Genomic DNA, 17,970 nt, shown 5'->3' on the forward strand with positions numbered 1-17,970 from the left:
TGTCGCACCCTATCCTTCCCGTGGAAGCCGGGACGGACTCCCCCGAGCGCGGCCCCGCGCGGGGTCAGGCAGTGGAGGCACACGGATGGAAGTCAAAGGCGTGGCGTTCCTGGCGCGACAGCAGATGGCGATGCAGTCCCACGGCGAGAAGGCGTGGAAGGACTTCATCGCGGACATCAAGAAGAAGGAGCCCGTCTTCGCGCAGCCCGTCCTCCCGGTGACGCGCATTCCGGTGGATGCGTTCCTGCGGCTCAACGAGGAGCTGCTCCAGCGCTTCTACGGAGGAGACCCCAACGCGTGGTGGCAGTTCGGCATCAAATCCGCCGAGTACGCGCTGGGCCAGGGGCAGCTCAAGGCGATGTTCAGCCCGGGTGACTTCCGCCGCTTCCTCTTCTTCACGCCCGGCATCTGGAAGGGCTACTTCACCGAGGGCGAGCTGGAGGTGCTGCCGGGAGCTGGCCACACGGACCTGCACATCATCAAGGTGCCCAAGCCGCACGTGTACTTCGAGCTGTCGGTGATGGGCTTCGCGTGGGGCGGCCTGACGGTGCTCGGCGCGAAGGACCTGAAGCACGAGGTCCTCAAGGGCTACAGCCGGGGAGACCCGGACGTGCTCTACCGCTTCAACGTGAGCTGACCTTCCGCGTCCGTGGGAGGAAGCACGTCCAGCCGCAGGTCCGCGACGACGGGGTAGTGGTCCGACGCGGCGACCCGCAGCACGCGGCTGGCCACGGGCGTGAAGGCATCACAGGCCAGCACGTAGTCGATGCGCAGCGTGGGCAGGAACAGGGGCATCGGGTAGGTGCCCCTGGCTCCGCCGGTGGCGGCGACGACGTCGCGCAAATCGCGGCGCAGCAGGCGCACCGAGTGCGAGTCCGGGTCGTCGTTGAGGTCACCCAGGAGCAGTCGAGGCCGGGAGTCCTGGGCGAGCAGTCGGGCCACGTAGCCGCTCTGGCGCAGGCGCGTGGCGTTGTTGAAGGGGCGGCGGATGAGATGCGTGAGGTAGACGCTCACCTCGCGACCATCCACGGACACGACGGCGTGCGCGAGCGTGCGCGGCTCCGCGCCCGAGGGCACGGGCAGCGGGTACTGCGCGAGCGACTCCAGTGGGAAGCGCGACAGGATGGCGATGCCGTAGGCGCCGCCATGCAGATCCGTGGTGCGGAAGTGGGCGCGGTGAGGCAGGCCGGTGAGGAGGGAGAGGGCCTCCACCTGGTCGATGCCGCCGGCGCGCCTGGAGCCGACGTCGACCTCCTGGAGCGCGACGAGGTCCGGCACGGAGGCGCGGATGACGCGGGCCACGCCATCGAGTCCACGGGCACCGGACTGGATGTTGAAGGTCATCACCCGCAGCGTCCCAGGCTCGCGGTGTACGGCGGCGAGCGGGACTTCCGGGGGGAGGAGACCGGGGCCTGTCGCACACGCGAGCGGCCCCAGCATGAGCAGCAGGGAGAGGAGGCGGAGGTGCATGGAGAGCGAGGGCGGGATGTTAGGCCGCGCCGTCGCTCACTGTCTCCCCGCCCCCCAGGTGCCTGATTGAGGAGCAGCCAGCCGCTTACGCGTCGCGGCGGCGCAGACGCGCGCCGAGCAGCAGCAGGGCTGCGCCCAGGAGGGGCACGCCACCGGCCGCGGCGCAGCCACCGCCGTCGTCCTCACCACCGCCGCCGCCGTCTCCGCCGTCGCCGACCTTCACCTTGAGCGTGGCGGTGTTGGACGCGTCACCGGTGTCCTCGTTGTTGCCGTTGGTCGAGTTGCCCGCGCCGAACAGGGTGAGCGTGGCGCCGGTGGACGGGGCGACGAGGGTGAAGTCGAAGCGCACCGTGCCGCTGGCGAAGGCCTTGGGCTGGGTGTGGGTGAGCTCGCCGGAGACCTTCTTGGAGCCGGTGCCGGCGGTGAGGGTGGCGGAGCCATCCGTGGCCACGTTGAAGCCGCCGCGAACGCCGGGGCCGCCGGTGATGACGAGGGCGTAGGTGCCCGTCTGGCCGGGCTCGAGGGACGCGGGTCCCTCGAGGGTCACGGTGGGCTTGGTACCCGTGGTCGAGTGGCACATCGAGCTCGCGCACGTCAGCGAGCTGTCCTTGCCGCTGTGGCCCGTCTGGCCGGTGGCGTAGGCGAGGGCGGAGCCGGAGACGAGGCACGCCGTCAGCGCGCCAGCCACTCCGAGAGACGGAAGAAACGACCGCATGAAGCCTCCAGGTGGAAAACCATGAAAAATGGAGAGCACGTCATAGCGCGACGCGCCAACGCTTCCCAGCATCCGTCAGGGTGTGACGCTCGCGTTGCATCCACGCGAGAGGACTCCAGATAGCCGGTATCAAAAAGGGTCGGCGGCGACCCGCGCCAAGGCCCTCGCGTCGCCCGTGTATCGCCAACACCGTGTGAGCCCTCAGCCCGCGAGCCGGTGGAACGCCTCGCGCAGTGCCTCGCGCGCGCCCGTCTCCTGCACGTCTCCGTGGCACACCACCACCTGCTTCACGTCCCACGCGAGCACCCGCTCCAGCGACGCCTTCACCGCCACCCGGTCCTTCACCACCGCCTTGGTGATGAACGTGGGCGCAAGCCGCTGCCACGCGCCACAGAGCTTCAGATACGTGCGCGTGAGCCACGAGCCCGTCTGGTGAAAGTTGAACGCCAGGTCCGTGAGCAGCACCGTGCCAGTGGGCCGGTGGAAGAACACGAACTCGTCCAGCTTCGGCATTCCCTTCACCTGCACCTGGTCGATGACCCCCGCCCAACCCGCGTCCGCCGCGTCCCCCAACTCCAGGTCGATGCGCAAATCCTTCCGCTTCGCCCTCAGGCTCGCCGGCGCCACCACGCGCGCCTCCGGATAGGCCGCCGCCCATGCCCCCACCCGCAGGTGGTGCATCAGGTTGGGCGCGACCAGGAAGCTCACCGGGCCCAGCGCGTCCACCGTCGCGCGCGCCTCGGGCGTGCAGGCGACCGGCGAGTGCACCCACAGCCCCCCGCCCGGCAGGCGGATGACCGTCATCCGTCCCCCCAGGTCGAACGCCCCCATCCGGAAGGGAACCGCCAGGGAATGAACCTCTCCAGCCACGGCGCGCAGCATGTCTTCCTCCTGGGACGACCACGGGACAGCCGGGGCATCCTCGCCGCCCTCCGAAAGCCCTCGCAACGTGAACGACCCACCCTGGGACGAGCCGAGGGACGTCCTGGGACGACTGGAGCGTTGATTTCCGGGTGGCCAAAGCGTAGGCAACCGTCCTCTTTCAACGACTTGAAAAGGTGCTCAGCACATGGCCGATAAGCTCACGCCCCGAGAGAAGGGCTTTTCCGAGTGGTACGTCGACCTGGTCCAGAAGGCGAAGCTCGCCGACTACTCGGACGTGAAGGGCTGCATGGTCATCCGTCCCAACGGCTACGCGCTGTGGGAGAACATGCAGCGCGTCCTGGACAAGATGTTCAAGGACCTGGGCCACAAGAACGCCTACTTCCCGCTGCTCATCCCCGAGAGCTACCTCAAGAAGGAAGCCGAGCACGTCGAGGGCTTCAACCCCCAGCTCGCCGTCGTCACCCACGCGGGCGGCGCCAAGCTCGAGGAGCCCTACGTCATCCGACCCACGTCGGAGACCATCATCAACCGCAGCTTCGCCAAGTGGGTGCAGAGCTATCGGGATTTGCCCCTGCTCATCAACCAGTGGGCGAACGTGATGCGCTGGGAGATGCGCACGCGCCTGTTCCTGCGCACCACCGAGTTCCTCTGGCAGGAAGGCCACACCTGTCACGAGACGGAAGAGGACGCGGAGAAGGAGACGCTCCAGATGCTGGAGGTCTACCGGACGTTCTCCGAGGACTACATGGCCATGCCCGTGATGACGGGCCGCAAGTCGGAGTCGGAGCGGTTCGCCGGCGCCCTGCGCACCTACAGCATCGAAGCCATGATGCAGGACAAGAAGGCGCTGCAGGCCGGCACCAGCCACAACCTGGGACAGAACTTCGCCAAGGCCTTCGACACCAAGTTCCAGGGTCGCGACGGCCGCGAGCACTTCGTCTGGCAGACGTCCTGGGGCGTGTCTACGCGCCTCATCGGCGGGCTCATCATGACCCACTCGGATGACTCGGGGCTCATCGTCCCGCCGAAGCTGGCGGCCACGCACGTGGTCATCATCCCCATCTTCGGCAAGGCGACCGACACGGAGAAGGCCCAGGTCCTGGAGAAGAGCCACGCGCTCGCCGCCGACCTGCGCAAGTCCGGCCTGGGCGTGGTGGTGGACGACGACGACAGCAAGGGCCCCGGCTTCAAGTACTTCGAGCACGAGCTGGTGGGCACCTGCGTGCGCATCGAGATTGGCCCCAAGGACCTGGCCAAGGGCACCTGCGTCATGGTGCGCCGTGACTTGAAGGTGAAGGAGTTCATCCCGCTGGGCGAGGCCGCCGCCAAGGCCCAGTCCATGCTGGACCAGATGCAGAAGGACCTCTTCCAGAAGGCGAAGACGTTCCGCGACGAGCACACCTTCGAGGTCAACTCCTACGAGGAGATGAAGGAGAAGGCGGATGCGGGCTTCCTGCTCGCGCACTGGAACCTGGACCCCAAGGTGGAGGCGCGCATCAAGGAAGAGACGGGCCTGACCACGCGCAACCGTCCCTTCGCGCTCAAGCAGGAGCCGGGCAAGTGCGTCGTCACCGGCGAGGACTCACCGGGCCGCATCGTGTTCTCCAAGGCGTACTGAGCCCCACCGCGAACGCGGCGTCATGACAGAGGGCCGTGGAGGGACTCCATCAGTCCCCCCTCGGCCCTTTGTCACACCTCGAAGGGCGTCTCCCGCTCGAACTCGCGGCTGGGGACGCCGACGATGGAGTAGTTGGGCGACTGGAGCGGCGGCATGCGCCGGACGATGCGGCGGTGGAACGTGCGGTGGCTGCCCCGGAACTTCCCGCTGTTGTAGACGCGCAACAGGTTCGCGGTGAACAGGCCGTTGAAGGCTCCGTCGCTGGAGAGCTGGTTGTCCTGGCACCCGGAGATGAGCAGCACCGTCGCCTTCGTCTTCGCGATGGGGTCATCCTTCGGGAGTCCCGCCATGACGTCGTCGTAGAAGGCCTTGTTGTCCCGGTACGTGCGCAGGGCAATCGCCGTGGGCATGTCCTTGAAGCGCCGCTCTCCCGGCGTCGGGTCATGCAGCGTGTCCGACAGCAACTCCAGGCTGCCTGACCCCCGAAGCGCCGCGTAAGCCGCCTTGCTCACCGTGCCACTGTGGCAGCTGTCGGAGAACATCAGCACGCGCACGCCCTGCTTCATCTTGGACAGCGCGAGGTGGATTTCGTCGTCGATGAGCTCTCCGTCGTAGAGCACCCACGTCTCGTCCTGCGCGTCCGACTCGTCGCTGTTGCGGTCCGGGAGCTGCCCGCCGTGTCCGGAGTACGTCAGCAGGAACAGGTCTCCGGGTTGGAGCACGCGGGCCGCCTCGTCCATCTCCTTCAGGATGCGGCCCCGCGTCGCGTCCCGGGTGAGCACCTTGCGCACGGTGGAGAACTTCCGCTCCGTGGCGATGGCCACCATGTCCTCGGCGTCCGCCTCGCAGGCGACGAGCGCTCCGTCCCAGCCCGCGTAGTGCGCCGGGTCCACCAGATTCAACCCGATGTTCAACGAATATCCCTGAGCCATGGTCACACTCCTCCTGTCACCGGAGGGAGCGCGAGGCTTCCAGGTGTGAGCCCACCGGCCCCAGGGCGCCGAGCCTCCCCGCCCGGCCCTCGTCCGCTCAGCCCACCTCGCGCAACGCCTGCTTGCCCGGGACGAAGGTGGCCACGGGCTCGGCCTTGCCCGCGACGGGCAGGGGCGCCGCGGGCTCGAAGCGCAGCGACGCATCGTCCTGGCAGAAGCGGCGCGTGGCCTCCGACACCAGCATGGCCACGCCCACCTTCTTGGTGAGCCCTTCGATGCGGCTGGCCAGATTCACGGCGTCGCCAATCACCGTGTACTCGCGCCGCTGCGCGCTGCCCACGTCCCCCACCACCACGCGCCCCGTGTGGATGCCGATGCCGATGCGCAGTGGCTCCTCACCGCGCGCCACACGCTCCGCGTTGAGCGTCTCCAGCGCCTCCAGCATGGCCAGCCCACACGCCACCGCGGCCTTCGGGTGCCCCGGCAAATCCAGCGGCGCGCCGAAGTACGCGAGGATGCCGTCACCGATGAACTTGTCGAGCGTCCCTCCATGGCGGAACACCACGTCCACCATGCGCGACAGGTACTCGTTGAGCAGCGCGACGACTTGAGGGCTGTCCATGCGCTCGGACATGGAGGTGAAGCCTCGGATGTCGGAGAACAGCAGTGTCACCTCGCGGTGCTCGCCGCCTCCCGCCTCGGTGCCGTGCTGGGCAATCTGCCGGGCGACCTCGGGGGAGAAGTAGCGGCCCAGCCGCTCCAGCCGCACCTCCTCTTGCGCCACCTGCGTCACCAGCCCCAGCACCTGCCGGCTGATGAAGGCCGCCGCGAGCGCGCCCAGCGCCAGCACCAGCACCATGCCCGGCAGGAACGCCTGCCACTCCACCTGGGCCTGGAACACCAGCATCTTCTCCAGGCCGATGGCCACCACCGTGGCCAGCACGACGATGACGCGCGACAGCGTCACCAGCGACACGAGCACCACCAGCACGATGTACACGCCCAGCGTCAAGAGCGCGGTGGGCACCGCGTTGTCGTTGTTCGCCGTGCCGATGGCCAGCGACTGGAGGGCGAAGACGGCGGGCATGTCCAGGAAGACGAGCCCGAGCGCCGGGCGCCGCCCCAGGCGGGGAAAGCGGCGCGCGCCGGCCCACAGCACCACCGCCAGCGCCAGGTACGCGGCGAGCACCCCGAGCGGCGTGCGCCACTCGAACTGCCACGTCATCACCAGCCAGCTCGCCGTGCCCGCCGCGCGGACCCGGTTGAGCCACTCGCCCACCTGCGCGCGCCACCCTTCCAGGCGTCGCGCGAGCGTATCCTCGACATGGGAAAGCACCCGCATGAGGTCGCACGCTACCACCACCCTCCAGGGAGCCACCCGCGTGCGAGCCAAGAGGCCCAGGTGCGGTATCTTCCGCCCCAGGAAATCATGGCGAGCATCGGTCACGTGGCGGTGGGCATGGCCCTGGGGCGGTATGAGGCGAACGGTGGGTCGACCCGTCGCCTGGTTGCCTCCATGGCACTCTTCTCGATGCTGGCCCTGCTGCCGGACGCGGACGTGGTGGCCTTCGTCTTCCGCATTCCCTATGCGGCGCCATGGGGACACCGGGGCGCGTCGCACTCGTTCGTCTTCGCTGCGGCGGTGGCGCTCGCGGTGGCGGGGGTGGCGAAGTGGGCGGGGGCGCCCGCGGGCCGCTGGGGTGGGCTGGCGTTCCTCGCGGTGGCGAGCCACGGGCTCCTGGACTCGCTGACGGATGGCGGGCTGGGCGCGGCGTTGCTGTGGCCCTTCTCGAATGCGCGGCTGTTCGCGCCCGTGCGTCCACTGCCGGTGTCGCCCATTGGCGCGGGCATGCTGTCGCCGCGCGGGCTGTATGTCGTCGGCGCGGAGCTGCTCGCCTTCATCCCCTTCTGGGCCTACACGCTCTGGCCGCGCGGGTCCGCGAGAAAGCGCTGAGCCATGCGACTGTTCACCGCCGTCACGCTGGGGAACAGCATCGAGGCCCGGGTCGCCGCCGAGCTGAAGCGGCTGCGCCAGTTCGCGAACCATGCCCGCTTCGTGCGAGTCGAAGGCATCCACCTCACGCTCGTGTTCCTGGGGGAAGTGGAGTCCTCGCGACTGCCCGCCATCCGTGAGGCGCTGGCCTCGGTCGGCCCCCGGCACGCGCCCTTCACGCTATCGGTGGGCGGAGGCGGCACCTTCGGGACAGCCACGCATCCGCGCGTGCTCTGGGCGGACGTGCATGGAGAGACCGACGCGCTCAAGGCCCTGCAGGCCGACACGGCGGAGCAGTTGCAGCCGCTCGGCTTCGAGTCGGAGTACCGCGACTACGCGCCGCACCTGACGCTGGCCCGGAGCCACACGTCGTCCGGAGACCCGGCGCTGCTCGAGTGCGTGAAGGCCCTGTCCGGCACGGACCTGGGCCAGGGCCGCGTGGACCGGCTCATCCTCTTCGAGAGCCGTGGCCCGGAGTATCACCGCGTGGCCGAAGTGCCGCTGACGCGCACCGCCTGACAGCTGCACGCGCGCTCCCTTCTCCAGGGAACACCGTCGGCGCCAGGGACGTCACATGCCTCTCGGATGGGGGCGTGGGAATGAGCCCTGGCATCGGGGCTGCATCGTGAGACAGCGGGCGTGGCAAACGCCGGAAAGGACAGGGTCCATGCGTTGGCTCGTGTTGTGGGGAGTGTGGTTGTGGGGACTCAGCGCGGTCGCGGCGCCTCGGGAGGAGCTGGCGGCGAAGCTCCAGACCGGGGACGTCGTGCTGCACACCTCGCGCTCGCGGCAGTCCCAGGCCATCCGGGCGGCCACGCACAGCGCGCTGTCCCACGTAGGGCTGGTGGAGGTGACGGCACAGGGCGTGTTCGTGGTGGAGGCGGTGCAGCCCGTGCAGCGCGTCCCGTTCGCGAAGTGGAAGGCGCGCGGCGTGAAGGGCCACATCCTCGTGCTGCGCCCCCAGGGACTCGACGCCGAGCAGCGGCAGCGCGCACTGACGGCGGCGAAGTCCCACCTGGGCAAGCCCTATGACTGGCGCTTCGGCTGGGGCGACGAGGCGATGTATTGCTCGGAGCTGGTACGCAAGGCCTACGCCCAGGGCGCGGGCGTGGAATACGGAGCAATGGAAGCCCTGGGCTCGCTCGACGTGGCCGGCCTGAAACAGCAGATGCGCGAGCGCTACGGCGCCCAGGTTCCGCTGGAGCAGGAACTGATAACACCCGCGAGCCTTGCTCGTGATGCGCGGTTGTCGGTGGTTCACTCGGATTTCCCGAGTGAGCGCCAGCCCGGGTCATGAATATCCAGGGGTGTATTCAACCCTGACTCGGAGAAGGTGAGCCGAGCCGGGAAGCGCGGATACACTTCGTTTCATGCGACGCCTCCTGCTCGTCCTCCCCCTCCTCCTCCTCGCTGGCTGCAAGAAGGACGTCACCCAGGGCGCGGTCAAGGTCACGGTGAAGTACGGCCCCTTCCTCCCGGGATGCCTCCGGGTGGAGGCGTTCGACGTGGCCAGCGGGCAGACACGCGGCAAGGACGTCGTGGGCACGGACGTGAAGGGAACTCGCGCCGACGGCGGCAGCATGATGGTGGCGCTGATACCTCCTCTCGACTGGGGAGCGTCCGTGGGAGTGCGCGCCACGGCCTTCGAGCAATCCTGCGAAGGCAAGGCCGTGGTCTCCGACTCGCAGCGCGTGACGGTGGAGCTCGACACCGTGCATGCCGTCACGCTGTCCCTGCAGGCCACGGACGCGGACCAGGATGGCTACGTCGGAGAGAGCAGCAACGGCACCGACTGTCGGGACGACGTGCTCGCCATCAATCCAGGCGCCGAGGAGCTCTGCGACGACGTGGACGACAACTGTGACGGCGTCGGCGACACGGTCCACTTCCAGCTGGGAGAGGCCTGCTCGACGTCGGCGGACTGCTCCGGTGTCTTCCGCTGCGGCACGACGGACCGCGCCCGGTTCTGCGACACCCCGCCCAGCAGGAATGTGTATCTGGACGGGGACCAGGACGGCCACGGCAAGAAGGACTCGACGCCCCTCATCGTCTGCGGCGCCACGCCCGACGGCTACACCACCGGCGCTCCGGACGATTGCGACGACACGAACCGCGACATCCGCCCAGGGCTCACCGACCTCTGCGATGACGTGGACACCAACTGCGACGGAGTGAAGGACGAGGGCTTCCCCACGCTCACGCAGCAATGCACGGATTCGTTCCAGTGCACGGGAACGAACCAGTGCAACAGCGTCCAGACGGCCCTGGAGTGTGTGACGTCCTCGGTGGCCACCCTGTGGTACCCGGACGAGGACGGCGACACCTTCGGTGGCAACACCGGCATCGTGCAGTCCTGCGTGAAGCCCGCGGGCGCCTATGTCACCAACAGCTCGGACTGCAACGACGGCGACTCGCGGACCCATCCCGGCGCCACCGAGCTGTGTGATGACCTGGACAACGACTGCGACGGCCAGAAGGAACTCCAGAGCGTCTGCCCGGGCGGAAACGCTCCCGCATGGACCAGCAGGAACGTGGGCTCGGGGGGGATGAAGGACTGGTACGCGGCCTCTTCATGGACTCGCGGCGGAGTGTGGGTCGGGGGTGATGACAACCGTCGCGCGCGGCTGCTGCCCACCGGCACGAACTTCACGGTCATCACGGATGACAGCTGCGGCGCCGACGACACCCAATGGCGCGCCATCTGGGCGGACCCCACCACGGGCCGCGCGTGGCTCGGCTCCGAGGGCGGCAAGAAGGCCCACCAGGACACCACCGCCGCGGGCTGCTCCGACATCAGTGACGACAACCGGTGGATTTTTGGAATGACCGGGCTGCGAACCAACAACGTCCTCACGCTCTACGGTGCCAACTCGCCCACGGGCGAGGACAACGAGACCACTGGCACGTCCTTCACCTGGGATGGCGGCGGAACCCTGAGCTACAACGCCGCGAACAACGCGCTCCCCAGCGTCTACAACATCCACGGGAGCGCCCAGAGCCACCTGCTGTTGGTGGGTGGCGCCTCGAACACGCCTCGCGTCTTCCGGTTCAACCCCGCCAACAGCCGCTGGGAGACGGAGAACGCGGAGCAGAACACCTCCGGTGCACGCCCCCTGCGGGCCGTCTGGGTGGTGAACGACCAGGTCGCTTTCGCCGTGGGCGACGGAGGCACCGTCCTGCGCAAGGTCAACGGCACGCAGTGGGTCAAACAGGGCTTCCCCAACGCCCATGACCTGACCTCGGTCATCGCCTTCGGCGCGGGGTCCGCCTATGCGACGTGCGCGAACGGCCACATCTACCGCTACAACGGACAGACGTGGACGGAGATTCACGCGGCCTCCGGAGGGCGCCTCAACGACATCACCGGCACGGGCCCCGACGACCTCTGGGTGGTGGGCATCGGCGGGCGAATCCTGCGCTGGCCCGCCTGGCCCTGAGGACGCGAGCGCTCAAGTCCCCCGCCGCGCCACCACGAAGCGGCGGGTGAACAGGAACGGAGTGCCCCGCGAGTGAGCGGGGTACGCGTCGCGTAGGCGCGGCCCCAGCTCCTCCAGGAACGCCTGTCGCTCCGCCTCACCCAGCGCCGCCAACACCGGCCGCAGCGTCGTCCCCAACAACCACTGCAACACCGCGTCCTCACCCGGCAGCAGGTGCAGGTACGTGGTCTCCCACGCATCCACCGTCATCCCCCGCCCCGCCAGCAGCGACTCGTACGTCTCCAGCGTCTCCACGGGCCGCCGCCTCACGGGCGCGAGCACCCGGGCGAAGCGCGGCAGCGCCTTCACCTCGTCGACGAGGCGGTGCGAGGGCGCATCGAAGTTGGCCGGCACCTGGAAGGCCAGCACGGCGTTCGGCGAAAGCTTCGCCACCAGTCGCGCCATCAGCGCCGCATGGTCCGGCACCCAGTGCAGCGCCGCGTTCGACACCAGCACGTCCAGCGGCACCGGAGGCGCCCAGCCCGCGAGTTCCCCCACCTCGAAGCGCAGGGAGCCCGGCGCGGGGCGGCGGCGCGCCTCCTCCACCATCTCCACCGAGGAGTCCACGCCGTACACCGTCGCGCCAGGCCAGCGCTCGGCCAGCACGCGCGTCAAATCCCCCGTCCCGCACCCTAGGTCGGCGACGTGCGTCGGGGCGGCCACGTCCACCCGCGACAGCAGCTCGAAGAAGGGCCGCTTCCGCTCATCGCGGAAGCGCGTGTACTGCGACGGGTCCCACATGCCAGCCTCCCGGCGGCGTGCTCGCGCCGCGCACCGGGAGGTCTAATCCACCCGCCCGCTCAGCGCTCGATGCGCAGCACCTGAAAGCCCTTTCCCGCGCTTCCGAAGCCGCTCACGTTCTCCATCCGCACCACCAGCTCCCCGGAGGGCAACACACCCCACACGTCCGCGCGCGCCAGGTCGGCCCCGCTCACCCGCTCGTGGCGCCGCGCCTCCTTCCACGTCTGCCCATCCCCGCTGGTGAACAGTCGCGCGGAGACATCCCCCGGCACCTGCACGTCCCCCGCGCTGGACCAGGCCGTCCCCAGCACCCAGCCACCTCCGGGCGCGGCGACCAGCGAGTACGCGGGCCCTGGCAGCTCCCGCACCGTGCTCACCCGGCCGTCCACGGACAACCGCAGCAGCTTCGGGTGCTCGGGCTCGAACAACGTGGACTGCCCGAGCAGCAGCGAGCCATCCGCCATCACCACGCCCGCCACCGCGTTCGCCCCGTAGCCCTGGAGCAGGGACTTCCACGTCCGCCCGCCATCCGTGGAGCGCAGCACCGCCGCCTGCGTCTTGTTGCTGCCCATCAGCGCCCACAGCGCCCCCGTCACCGGGTCCGCGACCAGCGCATAGCCATGACGGTGCGCGGTGAGCGTGGAGCGCACGGACCAGCTGGCCCCGCCATTCGTGCTCGCCCACACCCGCACCGGCGCGGACGACGAGGTGAAGCTCTGGTACTCGAGGAAGAACCACGTGCCGCCCAGCTCCGCGAAGCTGCGAGGCCCCATCGCCCGGTAGTTCCCCAGGCTCACCTCGCCCGTCCACGTCCGCCCGCCATCCGTGGAGCGCTGCAGGTTGTACACACCGCTGTGGCTGGCCACCGCCACCAGCGTCCCGTTCGTCATCGCCGCCAGCGTCCACAAATTTCCCCCGTCCTGCCCGCGCGAGGAGAAGGTGCGTCCGCCATCCGTGCTCGCCATCAACCGCGAGCGCTCGCCTCCCGCCGCGAGTCCGTAGAGCGTGCCCGCGCCATCCACCGCGAGCAGTTCATGACTCGCACTGGAGCGCACCAGCTCCAACGTGAAGGGCTCCTCGGAGGGCTCCTCCGGCGGCTCCTCATCCAGCACCATCGCCACGCGCGACACGGTGCCTCGCGAGCTCGCGTCCACGGCCTCGCCGTACAGACACGGCACCTCGCTGCTGCCCTCCGGCAGCACGTCCACCGCGTTGGGATACCCCTTGAACGTCGAGTCCCCGTCGAGCGTCACCGCGGCGCTCAGGCTGCCGTCCTCGAGGAGGGCGCGCACACGCAGCTCGCTGTGTTGATTGAGCACGCGCATGCGGTTGTAGAAGATGTACAGGGTGTCGCCGATGCGGGTGGTGGCGGCCTGGAGCGCCCAGTCGGATGTGCCCTCCACCAGCTTGCGCGGCCCGAAGGACGTCCCGTCGAAGCGCCGGTGGTACAGCCGCTCCTGCTCGTCCTTGTAGACCAGGTGCATGCCGCCCCGGCCGTCCGCCACCGCGCTCAGCGCCGCGCCGTGGTAGATGCCGTCGGAGAAGGCCTCGCGCACCGGCCCCCAGGTCTCCACGGGGTCCGCGTCGTTGCGCACCCGCATCCGCGTGGGCACGAAGCCATCATGCATGGCGTAGACGAAGACGAGCTTCGTCCCCACGCTCAACAGGCGCCCGCCGCCTCGGCGGCGAACCTTGTCCAGCACCTGGGGCGCGCCAAAGTCCTGCCCGCCATCGGTGGACACCGCCACCACCGCGGTGGAGCCGCCATCCGACTCCACCCGGAAGGCCTGCACCCAGAGACGCCCCCGTGAGTCGCGCGTCAGGAGCGCCCGCGAGTAGCCCGTGCGGTCATCCGCCGAGTCCAGCACGCGCACCGCCGGCTCGGGCTGCCACGTGTCCGCCGAGGACTGGTAGCGCCACCACTGGAACCAGACGTCATGGCGTCGGGAGGGCGCCAGCTGCGGACCCTCGTACGAGTAGACGAGCGCCACATCCCGGCCCACCGCCAGGAGCTCCGCCCGGTCCGTGTGCGTGGAGTCCGACTGGATGTCCCCCACGCGCCGCACGGTGCGCAGCGCGTCCTCGGAGCGGTACAGGACCAGCCCCTTGCCCTCGGTGCCACCGTGCTGGATGGCCACCAGGAAGCTGGGGGAACGACTTCCACCTCTGTCGATGCGAACGATGTGGCGCTGCGCCGGGAGCGTCAGGGCATTGCCCCCACTCACCGGAACCAACGCCGAGCCGCCCGCCGCGAGCACCACGGCGAGCAAGGCCCCAGTCAGCCCTGTCATGAATCCCCTCCCCCGAACACCGAGGAGGAAGACTGTGGGCGGTCAGGGGGAGAAGGAAGCCGCCCCGCACCACCAGGGCGCCCCATTCCTTTTCAAGTGAACGGGGCGCCTGTCATCAAGCACACGCTCCCGCGAGCGCGGGCGTGCACCAACGACGAACTACTTCGTGCGACGGCGCTTGGCCGGAGCGGCCGTGCCCGCGTCCTGCGGACCCGCGTCGGGAGCAGTCGCCTCGACCGCGGCACCCTCCGCGGCGACACCCGCGTCACCCGAGCCGGCATCCGCCGCGCCCGCCGCGCCCGCGCGCGGAATGGCCGGAGGCGGGTTGACGAGCTGGAGCGAGCCCAGGAAGTCATCCGCCGCCGGAGCGCCGATGCTCGGGTTGTAGAGGACCAGCATGGTGTAGAGGCGCGGGCCCACCAGGTAGTTGCGCGCGCGCACCTCGCCGTTGGGCGAGGACACCGTGTAGGACTTACCGGGGTAGCCGTCGAGCGTCAGCTCCTGCTCGTTGCTGACGGTGCCCTTGAGCTGGTTGGTGAGGCCGTCGCGGCCCTCGTTCAGGAACGCTTCCGGCGGCCGGCTGGCGACGACCTTCTCCGGGTAGTCGGCGATGCTGACCGAGTAGATGACGCCCTCGGGGGTCTGCAGCGAGTAGGCCGCCGTGGACACCTCGCCCGCGGGGATGTTCACCTTCTGGCGCTGGACCTGGGGCTGGCCCGGCATCTTGACGTTGAAGCCCTCCTCGGCGCTCACGGGGTTGAGCTGCGGGCCCGCGGCGGCCGGCTGCGCGCCGCCCGTCTCTCCACCCTCGTTGGGCAGCTCCTCCACCGTGGAGGTCGCTTCACCAGAGTTGTTGGAGCTGCTGTCGGTCTTCTGCGGACCGACGCACGCGAGGGCCATCAGCGCAAGGGTGGCAATCGAGGCAAGGAGGCGGGACAACGAAGGCATGGGCGCGCTTCCTGAAATGAGTTTGGGAGAGTTGAACGCGGTGCGTCGGACGACGCTAGACGAACTGCTCGACTTCTGACTACCCGAGATTCGGAGACCCGCCAGTTTCCAGGTGTCACGAGGACCCCAGAAGCGTCGGCGGCAGGACGAACGTGGTGCGCCGGGAGGCGGAAACTCGGCCTTCCAGAGCCTACTCGCCCAGATAGGCGCGGCGCACCTCCGGGCTCTCCAACAGCGCTTTACCGGGGCCGGCCATCACCACTTCACCCGTCTCCAGCACGTAGCCGTAGTGGGCGGAGTTGAGGGCCAGGTGCGCGTTCTGCTCGACGAGCAGCACGCTGACGCCCGCCTTGTTCACGTCGCGCAGGGTGCGGAAGATGGTCTCCGTCACCTGCGGCGCAAGGCCCAGCGAGGGCTCGTCGAGCAGCAGCAGTTGGGGCCGGCTGAGCAGCGCGCGAGCGATGGCGAGCATCTGCTGCTCTCCGCCCGACAGCGTCCCGGCCATCTGGTTGCGCCGCTCCTTGAGCACGGGGAAGAGCGTGAAGTTCTTCTCCATGTCCGCGCGGATGTCCGCGGTGTCCCGGCGCAGGTAGGCCCCCAGCTCCAGGTTCTCCAGCACGGTGAGGTTGGGGAAGATGCCGCGCCCTTCCGGTGCGTGGGCCATGCCCCGGGGCACCAGCTGGTGCGCCTTGAGGGACGTGGTGTCCTGCCCGCTGAAGCGGATGCTCCCCGCGCTCGCCTTGAGCATGCCGCTCACCGCGCGAAGGGTGCTCGTCTTGCCCGCGCCGTTGGCGCCGATGAGGGCGACGACTTCACCCTTGCCCACCGTCAGCGACACGCCCCTGAGGGCCTGGATGGCGCCGTAGTGGACCTTGATGCCCTCCACCGCCAGCAGCGGGGGGAATGCCTGGCGCTCACCCAGCGTCTTCACCTGCGCCTCGCTCACGCCGCTCCTCCGTGGCTCTCCAGGTAGCTGTCACCCAGATACGCCTCGATGACCTTCCGGTCGCTTCGCACCTCGGCCGGAGCGCCGCGCGCAATCGTCTCGCCGTGGTCCAGCACGGTGATCTGCTCGCAGATGCCCATCACCAGCTTCATGTCGTGCTCAATCACCAGCACGCCCAGCTTGAAGTCGTCGCGCAGCTTGCGGATGAGGACCATCAGGTCCGCCTTCTCGCGCGTGTTCATGCCCGCGGCGGGCTCGTCCAGGAGCAGCACGCGGGGCTGGCTGCCCAGCGCGCGCGCGATTTCCAGCCGGCGCTGCTCGCCGTAGGGAAGGTTGCGCGCCTCCTCGTCGCGGCGGTGCGACAGGCCCATGACCTCCAGGAGGTGCTCGGCCTGCGCCGTCAGCCGGCGCTCCTCGCGCTGGAAGGACGGGGTGAGCAGGAGCGCCTTCCACCAGTCCGCGTAGTTGTGGGCCGCGTTCGCCAGCTTCGCGCCCACGCCCATCCGGGACTGGTGCAGCGCCGTCTGCGCGCGGCAGGCCACCTTCACGTTGTCCAGCGCGGTGAGCGCGCGGAACAGACGGATGTTCTGGAAGGTGCGCGCCACGCCCAGCAGGTTGATTTGATGCGGCTTGCGCCCGTTCACCTTCGTGCCGCTGACGAACACCTCGCCCTGGGAGGGCTGGTACACGCCGGTCAGCACGTTGAACGCGGTGGACTTGCCCGCGCCGTTGGGGCCGATGAGGCCCTGCAGGTCGCCCTGCTGGATGGAGAGGCGGAAGTCCGTCAGCGCCTTGAGGCCACCGAACTGGATGCTCACCCCGTCCGTGCGCAGGAGCGCGGCGGACTTCGTGGCCGGAGCGACAGGGGCCACCGGCTGCGCGTTCGCGCTCATGCCAGCCCCCTGCGCTTGCGAGGCAGCCACCGGGGCAACACGTCCCAGATTTCCTTCGTGCCGAACAGGCCCTGGGGACGCGACAACATCAACACGACGAGCAGCAGGCCGTAGATGGGCATGCGAATCTGGTCCACCCGCTGCGCCAGGCTGCCCTCGGTGCCCAGCGCGCCGAACAGCGAGCGCATGCCTTCGGGCAGCAGCGTGAGGAAGATGGCCGCGACGAACGCGCCGGTGGTGGAGCCCAGGCCGCCCAGCACCACCATGACGACGATTTCCATCGAGCGCACGAAGGTGAAGGAGCCGGGGTTGATGATGGGCACGAAGTGGGCGAACAGCCCGCCGGCGATGCCCGCGAAGAACGACGAGAAGACGAAGGCGCGGACCTTGTAGCCGGTGGTGTCCACGCCCATGGCCTCGGCGGCCACCTCATCCTCGCGGATGGCCCACAGGCTGCGGCCATGGCTGGAGCCGGCGAGCCGGCGCGCGGCCAGCACCACGAGGAACACCCAGAAGAACACCATGCCCGGGCTGGAGTACTGGGGGATGCCCGACAGGCCCAGCGCGCGGCCGAACGCGTCCGTGTTCTGGACGAAGACGCGGATGATTTCGCCGAAGCCCAGCGTGACGATGGCCAGGTAGTCGCCCCTCAGGCGCAGCGAGGGCAGCCCCACCAGGAAGCCGCACGCCGCGGCGGCGGCGCCCCCCGCGAGCAGCGCCAGCATGAAGAGCACCTGGTCGCTGGCGGCCACGGGGAGGAAGGACAGCGCCACCTCCTTGAGCTGCAGGGAGGTGTAGCCCGCGATGTACGCGCCCACGGCCATGAAGCCCGCGTGGCCGATGGAGAACTGGCCCGTCATCCCGTTCACGATGTTGAGGCTCACCGCGAGGATGATGTTCACCCCGACGACGGACAGCAGATACGTCGCGAAGTCGGAGCCGGTCAGCGACCAGTGGAACAGCGCGAGCGTGGGAATCGCGATGACCAGCGGAAGGATGCCGCGCAGCGCGGGGGGGACGAGCGACGGTGCCTCGGGGATGGAAAGCGCGGGGGATTCCATC

At 69.3% G+C, this 17,970-nt stretch carries 17 protein-coding genes; 6 read left to right on the top strand and 11 right to left on the bottom strand.

Features of this window, described 5'->3' with window-relative positions:
• Positions 1 to 85: 85 nt before the first annotated feature.
• On the top strand, positions 86 to 637 hold the full coding sequence (locus HUA78_RS08095; RefSeq protein ID WP_174454162.1) for a hypothetical protein: 552 nt from the start codon (positions 86 to 88) through the stop codon (positions 635 to 637).
• On the opposite strand, the gene HUA78_RS08100 is transcribed toward HUA78_RS08095, so the two are convergent.
• From HUA78_RS08100 to HUA78_RS47465, 3 genes are all read right to left on the bottom strand, one after another.
• On the bottom strand, positions 616 to 1,470 hold the full coding sequence (locus HUA78_RS08100) for an endonuclease/exonuclease/phosphatase family protein (RefSeq protein WP_174460886.1): 855 nt from the start codon (positions 1,468 to 1,470) through the stop codon (positions 616 to 618). The genes HUA78_RS08095 and HUA78_RS08100 overlap by 22 nt on opposite strands.
• Positions 1,471 to 1,555: 85 nt before the next feature.
• Positions 1,556 to 2,185 carry an MXAN_6652 family MXYO-CTERM-anchored protein gene (locus HUA78_RS08105; RefSeq protein WP_174460885.1) on the bottom strand — a complete coding sequence of 210 codons (630 nt, stop codon included), beginning with the start codon at positions 2,183 to 2,185 and terminating at the stop codon, positions 1,556 to 1,558.
• A 201-nt stretch (positions 2,186 to 2,386) separates the two neighbouring features.
• Complete coding sequence (locus HUA78_RS47465) at positions 2,387 to 3,067, bottom strand: DUF4336 domain-containing protein (protein ID WP_174476012.1); 681 nt, start codon at positions 3,065 to 3,067, stop codon at positions 2,387 to 2,389.
• 187 nt (positions 3,068 to 3,254) lie between these two features.
• On the opposite strand from HUA78_RS47465, the gene proS reads away from it, so the two are divergent.
• Positions 3,255 to 4,688, top strand: coding sequence for a proline--tRNA ligase (gene proS, locus HUA78_RS08115; protein WP_141649056.1), 1,434 nt, complete (start codon positions 3,255 to 3,257; stop codon positions 4,686 to 4,688).
• A 71-nt stretch (positions 4,689 to 4,759) separates the two neighbouring features.
• Here the strand turns inward: proS and HUA78_RS08120 are convergent, their stop codons facing one another.
• Together HUA78_RS08120 and HUA78_RS08125 are read right to left on the bottom strand one after the other, a co-directional pair.
• Entirely contained in the window at positions 4,760 to 5,620 is an 861-nt protein-coding gene (locus tag HUA78_RS08120; RefSeq protein ID WP_174476013.1) for a caspase family protein, read from the bottom strand.
• A gap of 97 nt (positions 5,621 to 5,717) precedes the next feature.
• Positions 5,718 to 6,962 carry an adenylate/guanylate cyclase domain-containing protein gene (locus HUA78_RS08125; protein WP_141649058.1) on the bottom strand — a complete coding sequence of 415 codons (1,245 nt, stop codon included), beginning with the start codon at positions 6,960 to 6,962 and terminating at the stop codon, positions 5,718 to 5,720.
• 87 nt (positions 6,963 to 7,049) lie between these two features.
• Here HUA78_RS08125 and HUA78_RS08130 point away from each other — a divergent pair, with 87 nt between their 5' ends.
• From HUA78_RS08130 to HUA78_RS08145, 4 genes are all read left to right on the top strand, one after another.
• Positions 7,050 to 7,574 (top strand): metal-dependent hydrolase, encoded by a 525-nt coding sequence (locus tag HUA78_RS08130; protein WP_174476014.1) that lies wholly within the window; start codon positions 7,050 to 7,052, stop codon positions 7,572 to 7,574.
• 3 nt (positions 7,575 to 7,577) lie between these two features.
• Positions 7,578 to 8,132: an RNA 2',3'-cyclic phosphodiesterase gene (gene thpR, locus HUA78_RS08135; RefSeq protein WP_174454157.1), complete on the top strand. Its 555-nt coding sequence runs from the start codon at positions 7,578 to 7,580 to the stop codon at positions 8,130 to 8,132.
• Between the two features lie 148 nt (positions 8,133 to 8,280).
• Complete coding sequence (locus HUA78_RS08140; RefSeq protein WP_174476015.1) at positions 8,281 to 8,910, top strand: YiiX family permuted papain-like enzyme; 630 nt, start codon at positions 8,281 to 8,283, stop codon at positions 8,908 to 8,910.
• A gap of 73 nt (positions 8,911 to 8,983) precedes the next feature.
• On the top strand, positions 8,984 to 11,050 hold the full coding sequence (locus HUA78_RS08145) for a MopE-related protein (protein ID WP_174476016.1): 2,067 nt from the start codon (positions 8,984 to 8,986) through the stop codon (positions 11,048 to 11,050).
• 12 nt (positions 11,051 to 11,062) lie between these two features.
• Here the strand turns inward: HUA78_RS08145 and HUA78_RS08150 are convergent, their stop codons facing one another.
• The 6 genes from HUA78_RS08150 to HUA78_RS08175 form a co-directional block, all read right to left on the bottom strand.
• Positions 11,063 to 11,830 carry a methyltransferase domain-containing protein gene (locus HUA78_RS08150; protein WP_174466794.1) on the bottom strand — a complete coding sequence of 256 codons (768 nt, stop codon included), beginning with the start codon at positions 11,828 to 11,830 and terminating at the stop codon, positions 11,063 to 11,065.
• A 59-nt stretch (positions 11,831 to 11,889) separates the two neighbouring features.
• A complete protein-coding gene (locus tag HUA78_RS08155) occupies positions 11,890 to 14,121 on the bottom strand; it encodes a sialidase family protein (protein WP_174476017.1) in 2,232 nt (743 codons plus the stop codon).
• Between the two features lie 159 nt (positions 14,122 to 14,280).
• Complete coding sequence (locus HUA78_RS08160) at positions 14,281 to 15,069, bottom strand: hypothetical protein (RefSeq protein ID WP_174454152.1); 789 nt, start codon at positions 15,067 to 15,069, stop codon at positions 14,281 to 14,283.
• Between the two features lie 190 nt (positions 15,070 to 15,259).
• On the bottom strand, positions 15,260 to 15,964 hold the full coding sequence (locus HUA78_RS08165) for an ABC transporter ATP-binding protein (RefSeq protein ID WP_368773767.1): 705 nt from the start codon (positions 15,962 to 15,964) through the stop codon (positions 15,260 to 15,262).
• 47 nt (positions 15,965 to 16,011) lie between these two features.
• Positions 16,012 to 16,908: an ABC transporter ATP-binding protein gene (locus HUA78_RS08170; RefSeq protein WP_141642011.1), complete on the bottom strand. Its 897-nt coding sequence runs from the start codon at positions 16,906 to 16,908 to the stop codon at positions 16,012 to 16,014.
• Complete coding sequence (locus HUA78_RS08175) at positions 16,905 to 17,969, bottom strand: branched-chain amino acid ABC transporter permease (RefSeq protein ID WP_174476018.1); 1,065 nt, start codon at positions 17,967 to 17,969, stop codon at positions 16,905 to 16,907. The genes HUA78_RS08170 and HUA78_RS08175 overlap by 4 nt, the downstream gene beginning before the upstream one ends.
• Position 17,970 lies beyond the last annotated feature (1 nt).

The organism is Myxococcus sp. CA033, assembly GCF_013336625.1.
In the GTDB taxonomy this organism is placed as follows: domain Bacteria; phylum Myxococcota; class Myxococcia; order Myxococcales; family Myxococcaceae; genus Myxococcus; species Myxococcus llanfairpwllgwyngyllgogerychwyrndrobwllllantysiliogogogochensis.